The following is an 11,188-nucleotide window of genomic DNA, read 5'->3' as shown; positions in this document are numbered from 1 at the left end:
ATGAAGATGAGGATTTATACAAGGACAGGCGACAAAGGGCAGACAAGCATCATTGGCGGCCGGGTGGATAAAGACGATGTCCGGGTTGAAGCGTATGGCACGGTTGATGAGGTGAACTGCTTTGTCGGACAGGCCATGACTGAGCTGGATGGGGAAGTATTCAAGGATGTGCTGGATGATCTGGAAAAGATTCAGCATGAGCTGTTTGACTGCGGAGGAGACCTGGCCAATGTGTCGGCTAAAAGGGAACTGAAGCTTGGGCAGGAATCCATCGATTATCTGGAAAGCAGGATCGATGAATTCATTGAAGAGGCGCCCGAGCTAGAACGCTTCATCCTCCCTGGAGGTTCAAAGCCTTCTGCTTCCATCCATATAGCAAGGACGGTATCCAGAAGGGCAGAGCGGCTCATCGTCACACTCATCAAAACAGAAGAAAAGGTTCCTGAAGTTTGCCTTCAGTATATGAACCGCCTCTCTGACTACTTCTTCGCATTGGCGAGGGTGATTAATTTCCGCCTTCAAGTGAAGGATGTGGAATATGTTCGCAGTGCGAAGGTTTTCCGCGGCGGAAAGCGCAAGGAGAACTGATTGTGAAAAATAAAAAGATGATGCTGGCTGCCTTGTTCATTGCTTTTTCAGCCATTGGGGCAGCTGTCAAAATTCCGGCGGTTATAGGGAGTGTGGCACTCGATTCCTTTCCAGCCTTAGCTGCCGCTGCCCTGCTGGGGGGCGGAGCCGGCAGCATTGTGGCCGGGCTCGGCCACCTCCTGTCGGCACTGGTCGGCGGGATGCCGCTCGGACCGCTTCATTTTCTCGTTGCTGCTGAAATGGCCGTTCTGGTCTGGGTGTACGGAAAACTGTGGGGAAGCGGCCGGAGGAAGATGGCCTTCGTTATTTTTGCAGCAGGCAACACATTTGCAGCGCCGCTCCCGTTCCTTTTTTTAATGGGGACTGGTTTTTATATCGCAATTGTGCCTTCCCTTCTGATAGGATCAGTCCTGAATGGTATTCTGGCTTTCTGGGCAGTCCCTCGCATCAGCCGGGTGCTTGGTGAGAGGCAGAGGGAAGGGAATGTGCCGGAATGAGGGACGTATTATACATATCAGGCGGAAACGGAGAAACTCTGGTCATCAGCAGCGACAACAGCGGCGGCATCGGCCTGAAGGAGGCTGACCATGTAAAGGTCCCGTATGATACGGTTGCTTATTTTGCTTTTCGCACGGCTGTCATGGAAAATCTTTCAGCCGGCGGTGTTCCTTTTGCAGCCGTCCTGCACAATTTTGCAGGGGACGAGCATTGGCATTCGCTTGCCGGGGGCATTGAGAAGGGTGCAGAGGAAGCGGGGATTGTAGACTTAACTGTCACAGGAAGCACCGAAAGCAATTTTGCTCTCCTTCAAACGGCGGTCGGGCTGATCATTATCGGAAAAATGACAGGCAGCCCTGAAGCTCTGCCCCTTTATACCGGCCGGGAGAAGCTGGCGGTTATCGGGCTGCCCCTTGTCGGCGAAGAGGTCCTGGAAAAAACAGGGGCGATTGCACCGCTTTCGCTATTCAAAGAAATCACCAGGATGGATGGAGTCCGTACGCAACCTGTCGGCTCGAAGGGAATACTTTATGAGCTGAACCAGCTTTTCTCCAATAGGGAGTTCACTGGAGATGAATTTTCCTGCAAGGGTGTGGACCTGCTGAAGTCAGGCGGGCCATCCTGCTGCTTCATCGCTTCCTATCCCAGGGAGCTTGAGCAGGAAATCCTGATGAAGGCGGGAAGCTTTCATCATCAGCTGGAGATCAACTAGAGGAGGAATGAAACTTGCTTGATTTATATTTTGTAAGGCATGGTGAAACGGAATGGAATAAATCGGGACGGATGCAGGGCAGGCTTGATTCGAATTTGACTGAAAAAGGGCTGGGGGATGCTGAAAGGCTTCGGGAATATTTGCGTGAGATGCAATTTGACGAAATCATTTCAAGCCCAAGCTCCCGGACCATCCAGACAGCCGAAAAGCTTGCCGGAAGCAGCACTGCGTCCATCCGTACGGACGAAAGGCTGATGGAAATCCATCTGGGCCTGTGGCAGGGAAAAACAGGCGAAGAAATAAAGATGCTCTTTCCTGAACAATATGGCTATTACTGGAACGAGCCGGAAAAGTTTGAGAACCCGGAGGGAGAAACCTTCCTGGATGTGAAGACCAGGCTGGCCGGGTTCCTGCAGGAGCTGGGGGCCAGCCGGGGCACAGGGAAAATCCTGATCGTCACCCACGCGGTTGTCATCAAAACGGCAGTCATGCTTGCCAATAAGGTGACAGTCAATGAAATATGGGAACCCCCGTTCATCCATGGCACAAGCCTCACCCATATGACATACAGGGACGGAGAGCTTGAGCTTGTACTTGCCGGTGATCTTTCCCATATCGGAGTGCCAGGCTGAATGCTCGTGAAATATATCAGGTGCGGGGTTGACTCAGCTTCCAGGGAAGAGTTCAGTCTCGCCCAAATGGGATGGGAGCCATTGAAGCACGTCCCCGGTTTTATCCGGCAGTTCGGCGGCTGGACCAGACCGGAAGGGGATGCCGATGCTGTTATCTTCGGTTTGTGGGAAAGCAGGGCAAGCTACGATTATTTTATGTCTAATCTGCATGATAGTCTCATAGGTGCGTCATCACAAATGAGATACTTGCAATCTATTTCGGCGGCGCTTTTTGAGGAGGATGAGGATATTGTTCACAGGCATGCAGCGAGCAGTGAACTTCTCGATTCCTTTGGGGCACGGCTGGACATTCCGGCTGGTGAAGTAGAGCTTGTCGGGGAGTGGGAAATACGGGCAACAATCAGCTGAGAGTCTAGGACCCTCAGCTTTATTTTAGTGGGAATTCAAAGCCGGTATACGTTGAAACATGGGTAAATCCAAGGCGCTCTGCAACAGCGATGGAAGGCTTGTTCATTTCCATGCAGTCCCAATAGGCAATTCTCTCTTTTTGCAGACATTCTTGTACAAACTTGCGGGCTAAGCTTTGCGCTAATTTCTTTCCTTGATGGGGCTTGAGTGTTTCAATATCAATTCCGTGGACGTTCCCCACAACAAATCCTGAGAAGCAAACACTGATGATTTCATCTTTATGTATAGAAGCATAGCCTATTCCTTCTTTTAAAAATGTATCGGGTGCTGGCCAGTACAGGCTAATCTTATCCTGAAGGAATTTGTTTTTTCCTTTTTCAAAATGTTCCTTCTTGATTCTTATGGTTTCATAGCCTTCTTCAGCAGAGTCGTCAAAGTCATCAGAATAGCTGCCTGGCTTTAATTTATATATTCTTTGCTTCCAGCTGCCAAGCTCCCGGCGGGCAAAAGCTTTTTCCATCGTCTTATTCCATTCATCATGATTGCCAATAGCTTCGAACCATTCTAACTGAACTTTCATTGCCTCGGTTTTAATCACTCTGTCTATAAAAGCATTTAAAGCTCCGTTAAAATTTTCATTGTTTTCATCACCAATGAAAATAAAGCCGTCATTATTCCCGAGCCAAATAAGACCTGTGGTAGGGGCGAGTCTATCGTCTGCAAAAACCCTTCCTGCACTGGCCCCTTCTATTACTGCGGCAGCTTCTAATTGCCCTTCCGGGTGAAGCAGCTTCCTGCATCTGCTGAATTCCTCTTTATCCAGTTCCGTAATCATCATTAGCATCCTCCTGTCAAAAAAACACTATCATATTTTCCCTTATTTTAGTGAGGCAGCAGAAACAATTTTCTCTATTGAATACAGGGATTCATTTTGTTATAATTCTAACTAACGATAGTTAGGGAGTTGAAACAAGATGACCTCACAGCAAATCAAACAAGCAGCATTAAAGCTTTTTGCTGAAAAAGGATATGAGGGAACGCCGCTGTCTGCCATCGCCAAGGCGGTTGGCATAAAAACCCCTTCTTTATATGCGCATTTTCCATCAAAAGAAGAGCTGTTCCTGTCGGTTTTCCGGGATACGGTTTCCTTGGAGCTGCTCACCATTAAGGAAGCCATGGACGATCAAAGCTCTGATAATGCTCTTGATACGATCAAGGCGATTTTTGATGCGCTGACCGAGTTGAGGGAAGAAAATGAGAATATCCAGTTTTTTAAGCGGGCGATATTTTTTCCGCCGGCTGATCTCGGTCCAAAGCTGAAAGAAGAATTTTTTGAATATGAAAAGCATTCCACTGACATGCTGCAGGGCTTATTTGAGCACGGTAAAAAAGAGTCGATGTTCACGGCGGCCGGAAGCGGCGAAATGGCTGCAGCATTTTATTGCCTGATTGACGGGCTTTTGGTCGAACAGCATTATTACAGCCGGGAGGAATACAACAAACGGAGAGAATCGGCATGGAAGATCTTCCTGGCCGGAATCATCATGAAGAAAGAAGGGTAGCATCCATGCCTTGGATTTATTTATTTGCAGCAGGAATATGCGAAATAGGGTGGGCCTTCGGGCTTAAGTATTCAGAAGGATTCACAAAGCCTTTGCCGGCGGCCATCACCATTATATTGATTATCATCAGCTTTATGCTGTTCTCAAATGCGATGAAAACCATCCCGATCGGGACAGCTTATGCAGTATTCACCGGGATCGGAGCAGCGGGGACTGTAATTGTCAGTATGATGTTCCTCGGGGAGCCGGGCGGGGCTGTGAAGCTTTTATTCCTGGCGCTGCTGCTCGGCGGCATCATCGGGCTGAAAATGACCTCCAAAGAAGAAGAGACAGAAAAGGGGGCTGAGTAGGCATGTCATGGTTTTATTTAGTATTGGCGGGATTCGGTGAAATAGGATTCGTCATTTTCATGAAGCTGTCTGAAGGCTTCACAAGAAAAAAATATACACTCTTATCCGGTTTATCTGGCTTCATCAGCTTTTATTTTCTTTCCCGGGCACTGCTGGAGATCCCGATTGGCACCGGCTACGGAATCTGGACCGGGATCGGTGCAGCCGGAAGCGTGCTGCTCGGCATGCTGTTTTTCGGTGAATCCCGGGATTGGAAACGGGTTATATTTATCGGGATGATCATTGGCGGGGTTATTGGCTTAAAAACGATCAGCTAAGCAGAGGCAGCAGCTCTAAAATGTAGAGCTGCTGCTTTTATTTCGGCTGTTTCTACCTGATTTCAGAGTTATTCTACCTGAATTTTAGTTTTTTCTATCTGTAATCAGCTGGATTCTACCTAAAAATAGTGATAATTTTTCCATGCAACATTTATTGCCAATTTACCTCATAAAAAAATTCAAAAAATTATAAAAAAACCTTACGTAAATGCTAGAATATAAGAAAAAAGGAGTCATAATCCATGTACTATCTGTTAACCGACAGTTAGCAACCCGATAAGGGGGCCGCCTTCTTCTATTTTGCTAAGTTAATGAACAATAGACAGGAGGAGACGGAATGTACAGAGCATATTTTGATTTTTTAGTAAAACAAGCTGAGAAGGAATTTACAGGATGGGACTTCTCTTATCTGACGGAAACAGGGAGGATGGCCTCTGAGCCGCTGGCCTGGAATTATACGAACTGGGTGCTGCCTGAGATGTTGAATGCGGCATCCATGCTGGATATGGGTACCGGCGGAGGAGAGTTTCTTTCCTTATTATCCCCGCTTCCGTCCTATACAGCAGCCACAGAAGGGTACGGGCCAAATATAGGGATTGCAGCAGAACGTCTAAGGCCGCTGGGAATAGAGGTTTATGAGGTAAAAGATGATTCGGGACTGCCTTTTGGTGACCGTTTGTTTGATCTCGTGATTAACCGCCATGAGTCGTATGATACGCAGGAAGTGAACCGCATCCTGAAGGCCGGAGGGGTCTTTATAACCCAGCAGGTTGGCGGAACTGATAACTTAGGATTGAACCGTATGCTTGGCGCTAAAGAGGATTTCGGGCATGAGGGATGGCATCTGGAAAAGGCAGTCCGGCAGCTTGAAGATGCCGGCTTCCATATTGTCGATTCTTATGAAGCATACCCTTATACAAGATTCTATGATGTCGGCGCCATTCTCTACTATTTGAAGGCCATTCCCTGGCAGATAGAAGGGTTTACTGCCGCGAGATACGAAAAAAAGCTGAGGGAGCTGCACGGGGAAATCCAGCGGACGGGCTATACGGAAGTCCGGTCGCACCGGTTCATTATAAAAGCGCAAAAGCCGGCCGGAAGTGCCGGCCTGTTGAAAGGGGCGGAATGATGAGTTTGAAGCTGGGCTATATTATTTTATATGTTGAGGATTTGGAAAAGACGAAGCAGTTTTATGGCGAACTTCTCGGTCTCAATCTGAAAAATGAATTCGGCACCTATATAGAATATGACACAGGCAGTACGATCCTTTCCATGAACACTCGGGAAAATGGGCGTGAACTGACAGATCTTCCAATACCAGCAGGTTTCCGGGAAGAGCAGACGATGGAGCTGGGCTTTGTGACGGAGGATGTGGAAGGGACAATTGAAAAGGCACGCAAGGCAGGAGTCCGCATTTTGCTGGAGCCGGTAAAAAAGCCATGGGGGCAGACTGTCGCTTATATGGAAGATCCGGATGGGCATTATATTGAGAGTTGCACGCCTATCGGCTAAAAACGCCTGGCCCTCTTTTTAGAGGGCTTATTTTTTTGCATCATCAGGATTCATCCGGATAAGTATTTTAAAGAAAATCAAAGAAAAACAGCAGAAAATCACTAATTCAGCGCTTACACCACCTCTTGTAAATTATCTGGAATATGGTATGATACTCTATGTTTTTGTCGGCCCGGACTTTGATGAGAGTTCAAAGTCACATTATAAATCCAAATAAATTAAGGGGTGTTCATTTGAAAGGTTTATCAATTAAAGAACAATGGTTTGGCAATGTCAGAGGAGATATCCTGGCCGGGATTGTCGTAGCGCTTGCGCTGATTCCCGAGGCGATCGCCTTCTCCATTATTGCAGGTGTAGACCCGATGGTCGGTCTCTATGCTTCTTTTTGCATTGCGGTCATTATTGCATTTGTCGGCGGACGGCCGGGGATGATTTCAGCGGCAACAGGAGCCATGGCGCTGCTGATGGTTACGCTTGTTGCAGACCATGGGCTCCAGTACTTGTTCGCTGCCACCATCCTGACCGGGATCATTCAGCTGCTGCTGGGTGTCTTTAAGCTGGCCAGGTTTATGAAATTCATTCCAAGGTCCGTGATGATCGGATTTGTGAATGCGCTCGCCATCTTGATTTTTATGGCGCAGCTTGAACAGTTTGTCGATGCTACATGGGTCATGTATGCCATGGTAGCCGGTGCGCTTGCGATCATTTATTTGTTTCCGCGCATGACAAAGGCTGTCCCATCGCCGCTTGTTGCCATTATTGTCATTTCTATCATTGCGATAACGACAGGTTCGGATGTACGGACAGTAGGAGACATGGGAGAGCTGACAAGAAAGCTTCCGGTCTTCCTGATTCCGGATATCCCGCTGAACCTGGAAACACTGAAGATTATTTTCCCTTATTCCCTCGGACTGGCCATTGTCGGCCTGCTTGAGTCACTTTTGACTGCTTCCATTGTCGATGATATGACCGACACGGAAAGCAACAAAAACCGTGAAGCCAGAGGGCAGGGGATTGCCAATATCATTAATGGATTTTTCGGCGGGATGGCCGGCTGTGCGATGATTGGCCAATCCGTCATTAATGTGAAGTCAGGGGGCCGGGGAAGGTTATCTACCTTGACAGCCGGTGTGTTCCTGATGTTCCTGATTCTCGTTCTCGGCGACCTGGTTGTCCAGATTCCGATGGCTGCGCTAGTAGGAGTCATGATTATGGTATCCATTGGTACATTTGACTGGACTTCTCTCCGCAATATGGCAAAGGTTCCTGCCACGGACTCCATTGTCATGGTCGTAACCGTTGTAACAGTTGTCTTCACTCATGACCTGTCTAAAGGCGTGTTTGCTGGGGTGCTCCTCAGTGCAATATTCTTCGTTGCCAAAATCTCAAAGGTAAAGGTGTCGACGATCCTGGATGAAAAAGCAGGAAAACGCACCTATAAAGTGACAGGACAACTGTTCTTCGCTTCTGTTACTGATTTTGCCGGCAGTTTTAATTTGAAGGAAACGGCGAAGGAAGTAGTCATCGATCTCTCTGAAGCACATGTCTGGGATGACTCTGCTGTAGCTGCCATTGATAAAATTGTGATGAAGCTCCGCGAAAATGGAACAAGCGTCCAGCTGATCGGCCTCAATGAGCCGAGCCTGCATCTGGTTGATAAGCTGGCTGTCCACAAACAGGAAGGCGCAAAGCTTTCCGGCCATTAATATAGAAAAAGGGAAGATATCCTAAACGGTGTCTTCCCTTTTTTTATTTTATACCTTTTTTATCCTGGCGAATTTCCTCTTTCCAACTTGCAGGATCAGCTCTGCCTGCAAAGAAACCTTCGTGTTAATGTCTTCAGCCTTTTCGCCATTCATCCTGACACCGCCGTTTAGAACCATCCGTCTGGCTTCGCTTCTGGAAGGGAAGAAGCCGGCAAACATCAGCAATTCCAGCAGATCTGGCTCATCACTGCCATCCCATGTAAGGGCAGGCATGTCTTCCGGCATGGAGCCCTGCTGGAAAACGCTTTTGAAATGGTCTTCCGCCTTTTCGGCAGCCTCATGTCCGTGGTACATGCTGACAATGGTTCTGGCAAGCTGCATTTTAGCATCCCGGGGATGAAGTGACCCTTCTTCAAGCTTTTCCTTGATGGACATCTTCTCAGCAAGAGGCAGGCTTGTAGCAAGGCGGAAGTATTTCTCCATCAGTTCATCTGGAATCGACATGGCTTTACCGTACATATCCTCCGGCTTTTCGTCCACCCCGATGTAATTGTTCTTGGACTTTGACATTTTCTCTTTTCCATCGAGCCCTTCCAAAAGAGGAACAAGGATTACCACTTGTTTTTCTTTGCCATAGTGCTCCTGTAAATGCCTTCCCATGAGGACATTGAAATGCTGGTCATTGCCGCCAAGTTCAATATCGCTTTCGAGCATTACTGAATCATAGCCCTGCATGAGCGGGTAGAAAAACTCATGGAGAGAAATGGGCTTCCCTGCCCCAAGCCGTTCAGAAAAATCATTCCGCTCGAGCAGGCGGGCGACTGTGATTTTGCCGGCCAGCTCGATGACATCCTGGAGATGAAGGGCAGACAGCCACTTGGAATTATAATGAAGCTCGGCCTTGCCCATATCAAGCACTTTGCCGAATTGCTGGAAGTAGGTTTCCGCATTATGCTTCACCTCTTCGTCAGTCAGCTGTTTTCTTGCTGCAGATTTTCCGGTGGGATCCCCGATTTTTCCGGTAAAGTCGCCGATGATCAGCTGGATGGTATGGCCATTTTCCTGGAATTGCTTCAGCTTGTTCAATACGACAGTATGGCCCAGGTGGACGTCAGGTGCGGACGGATCAAGCCCGAGCTTCACCTTCAGCGGCTTGCCGAGGAAGAGTGATTTGGCGATCTTATTTTTCAGCTCCTGAAGAGGCACCACATCCTGAGTGCCGCTGGTATAAAGCTGATATTGCCTTTCAAGCTCCTTTTTCTGGTCGGGGTTCAGCTTTTCTATAAAATTCTCCACGATATATCCTCCTTATGTTTTTTTTGTTTGCGGCACTTCCTGATGAGTTTTGAACGCACAAAAAAACCACATCCCTGTAAAAAGGGACGTGGTTTTGCACGCGGTACCACCCTTGTTGAAGACACTTGTCTTCCGCTCGTTCGGATAACGGACCGTCCGTCCTTTGCTACTTCATGTTTCACAAAGAATGTTCAAGGAGGTAATTCACGTTTGCTTTTGTACCGGTTCGCACCAAACACCGGCTCTCTTCAAACAGGGAAGCAAACCCTACTGATTCCTGTCATAACTCATCTATTAGTTTCTGTTTACTGAATGTTAGAAACAGTTTAGATGATTATCCAGGAGATGTCAAAAGTAATTTTCAGGCTAAACAGCTTTTGCTTCATTTTTGAGCGGAACGGCTTTCTTTCCGCTTGCTTTGTCTGCCAGAATTGTGATGGCGCCGTCGCCTGTTACGTTGCAGGCAGTGCCAAAGCTGTCCTGGGCAAGATAGAGGGCAATCATCAAAGCGGTCATTGTCCCATTAAAGCCAAGCATAGATTCCAGCAGGCCGAGGGCAGCCATGACAGCGCCCCCGGGAACGCCTGGAGCGGCAATCATCGTGATCCCGAGCATCATGATAAACGGGAACATCTGCCCGAAGGATACTGCTTCACCCTGGAGCATAAGAACCGCAATGGAACAGCTCACTAGTGTGATGGTGCTCCCGGATAAATGGATCGTTGCCAGTAACGGCACAGCGAAATCTGCTGTCTTTTCCCGAGCGCCCAGCTTTTTAACCTGTTTCAGCGTGACAGGGATTGTTGAGGCAGAAGACTGGGTCCCGAGCGCAGTGAAATAAGCAGGAAGCATGGACTTCAGCAGGTAGAAAGGATTCTTCCGGGCGGCAGCCCCTGCCGCTGTGTACTGCAAAAGCAGGAAAAGGAAATGAAGGGCAATAATCATGATAAATACTTTTGCGAATACACTGATGATGCTTCCAACCTGTCCGCCGTGCGTCATATTAGCAAAGATCCCAAAGATATGGAATGGCAGCAAAGGGATAATGATTTTTTCGATTAGCATTTCAATGATAGTGCGGAAATCATCCATCACGTCCTGCAAAGCATTGCTTTTCAGGCCGGCAAGTCCAAGCCCGATTGTGAAAGCAAGCAGCAGTGCTGTCATAACGCCCATGACCGGCGGCATGTCCACCTGGAAAAAAGGAGCAGCGAGTGCTTCTTCCGGATTCCCGAATTCTTTTAAGCTCTGATTCTTAAGCAGGGCAGGGTACAGGCTGACAGCGGCAAAATAGGCGGCTGTCCCTGCAGCGATGGTAGAGGCATAAGCAAACCCTGTTGTAATGCCGAGAAGCTTGCCGGCACCTTTTCCCATTGTCCCGATGCCGGGAGCAATGAACCCGATGATGATTAAAGGGATAGCAAAGCCGAGAAAGTTTCCGAACAGGCTGTTGAATGTAGCGAACAGCCTGATGGCTCCTTCGGGTGAAAAAGAACCAATTAAAATGCCTAAAGCTATTGCAAGAATAATTCTGGGGAGTAGTCCTAGCCGTTTCATTGTTGTCCTCCTTAAAAACACATTTGTTTGTATAACGTGGATTATACAGT

At 48.0% G+C, this 11,188-nt stretch carries 14 protein-coding genes and 1 other annotated feature; of the genes, 11 read left to right on the top strand and 3 right to left on the bottom strand.

What is annotated here, in order from left to right; translation table 11 throughout:
* Positions 1 to 6 precede the first annotated feature (6 nt).
* Genes RBB45_RS20570 through RBB45_RS20550 form a run of 5 tightly spaced genes read left to right on the top strand, consistent with a single transcriptional unit; the run spans position 7 to position 2,838 of the window.
* Positions 7 to 588, top strand: a complete 582-nt coding sequence (locus tag RBB45_RS20570) for a cob(I)yrinic acid a,c-diamide adenosyltransferase (RefSeq protein WP_009795745.1) — start codon at positions 7 to 9, stop codon at positions 586 to 588.
* 2 nt (positions 589 to 590) lie between these two features.
* Positions 591 to 1,085: an ECF transporter S component gene (locus tag RBB45_RS20565; protein WP_009795746.1), complete on the top strand. Its 495-nt coding sequence runs from the start codon at positions 591 to 593 to the stop codon at positions 1,083 to 1,085.
* Complete coding sequence (locus RBB45_RS20560) at positions 1,082 to 1,798, top strand: ATP-binding protein (RefSeq protein ID WP_306010279.1); 717 nt, start codon at positions 1,082 to 1,084, stop codon at positions 1,796 to 1,798. The genes RBB45_RS20565 and RBB45_RS20560 overlap by 4 nt, the downstream gene beginning before the upstream one ends.
* A gap of 14 nt (positions 1,799 to 1,812) precedes the next feature.
* Complete coding sequence (locus RBB45_RS20555) at positions 1,813 to 2,430, top strand: histidine phosphatase family protein (protein WP_094769361.1); 618 nt, start codon at positions 1,813 to 1,815, stop codon at positions 2,428 to 2,430.
* Entirely contained in the window at positions 2,431 to 2,838 is a 408-nt protein-coding gene (locus tag RBB45_RS20550; RefSeq protein ID WP_129614043.1) for a YdbC family protein, read from the top strand.
* A 19-nt stretch (positions 2,839 to 2,857) separates the two neighbouring features.
* Here RBB45_RS20550 and RBB45_RS20545 read toward each other — a convergent pair whose 3' ends face one another.
* Positions 2,858 to 3,673: a GNAT family N-acetyltransferase gene (locus tag RBB45_RS20545; RefSeq protein ID WP_224952220.1), complete on the bottom strand. Its 816-nt coding sequence runs from the start codon at positions 3,671 to 3,673 to the stop codon at positions 2,858 to 2,860.
* A 139-nt stretch (positions 3,674 to 3,812) separates the two neighbouring features.
* Between RBB45_RS20545 and RBB45_RS20540 the strand changes: the two genes are divergently transcribed.
* From RBB45_RS20540 to RBB45_RS20515, 6 genes are all read left to right on the top strand, one after another.
* A complete protein-coding gene (locus tag RBB45_RS20540; RefSeq protein WP_306010278.1) occupies positions 3,813 to 4,400 on the top strand; it encodes a TetR/AcrR family transcriptional regulator in 588 nt (195 codons plus the stop codon).
* Positions 4,401 to 4,405: 5 nt separating this feature from the next.
* Complete coding sequence (locus RBB45_RS20535; protein ID WP_009795752.1) at positions 4,406 to 4,750, top strand: DMT family transporter; 345 nt, start codon at positions 4,406 to 4,408, stop codon at positions 4,748 to 4,750.
* Between the two features lie 2 nt (positions 4,751 to 4,752).
* On the top strand, positions 4,753 to 5,067 hold the full coding sequence (locus RBB45_RS20530) for a DMT family transporter (RefSeq protein ID WP_009795753.1): 315 nt from the start codon (positions 4,753 to 4,755) through the stop codon (positions 5,065 to 5,067).
* Positions 5,068 to 5,404: 337 nt separating this feature from the next.
* On the top strand, positions 5,405 to 6,196 hold the full coding sequence (locus RBB45_RS20525; protein WP_306010277.1) for a class I SAM-dependent methyltransferase: 792 nt from the start codon (positions 5,405 to 5,407) through the stop codon (positions 6,194 to 6,196).
* Positions 6,196 to 6,579 carry a VOC family protein gene (locus RBB45_RS20520; protein WP_306010294.1) on the top strand — a complete coding sequence of 128 codons (384 nt, stop codon included), beginning with the start codon at positions 6,196 to 6,198 and terminating at the stop codon, positions 6,577 to 6,579. Before RBB45_RS20525 ends, RBB45_RS20520 begins: the two co-directional genes overlap by 1 nt.
* Before the next feature lie 233 nt (positions 6,580 to 6,812).
* On the top strand, positions 6,813 to 8,285 hold the full coding sequence (locus tag RBB45_RS20515) for a SulP family inorganic anion transporter (protein WP_009795761.1): 1,473 nt from the start codon (positions 6,813 to 6,815) through the stop codon (positions 8,283 to 8,285).
* 48 nt (positions 8,286 to 8,333) lie between these two features.
* Here the strand turns inward: RBB45_RS20515 and tyrS are convergent, their stop codons facing one another.
* Both tyrS and RBB45_RS20505 read right to left on the bottom strand, forming a co-directional pair.
* Positions 8,334 to 9,581 carry a tyrosine--tRNA ligase gene (gene tyrS, locus RBB45_RS20510; protein WP_306010276.1) on the bottom strand — a complete coding sequence of 416 codons (1,248 nt, stop codon included), beginning with the start codon at positions 9,579 to 9,581 and terminating at the stop codon, positions 8,334 to 8,336.
* Positions 9,582 to 9,660: 79 nt separating this feature from the next.
* Positions 9,661 to 9,874, bottom strand: a binding site (T-box leader).
* Between the two features lie 73 nt (positions 9,875 to 9,947).
* On the bottom strand, positions 9,948 to 11,138 hold the full coding sequence (locus RBB45_RS20505; RefSeq protein WP_094769355.1) for a dicarboxylate/amino acid:cation symporter: 1,191 nt from the start codon (positions 11,136 to 11,138) through the stop codon (positions 9,948 to 9,950).
* Positions 11,139 to 11,188: the final 50 nt, after the last annotated feature.

This window comes from Bacillus sp. MMSF_3328, from assembly GCF_030733525.1.
Classification (GTDB): Bacteria; Bacillota; Bacilli; order Bacillales; family Cytobacillaceae; genus Bacillus_AB; species Bacillus_AB infantis.
This window is presented reverse-complemented; position numbering and strand designations above follow the sequence as displayed.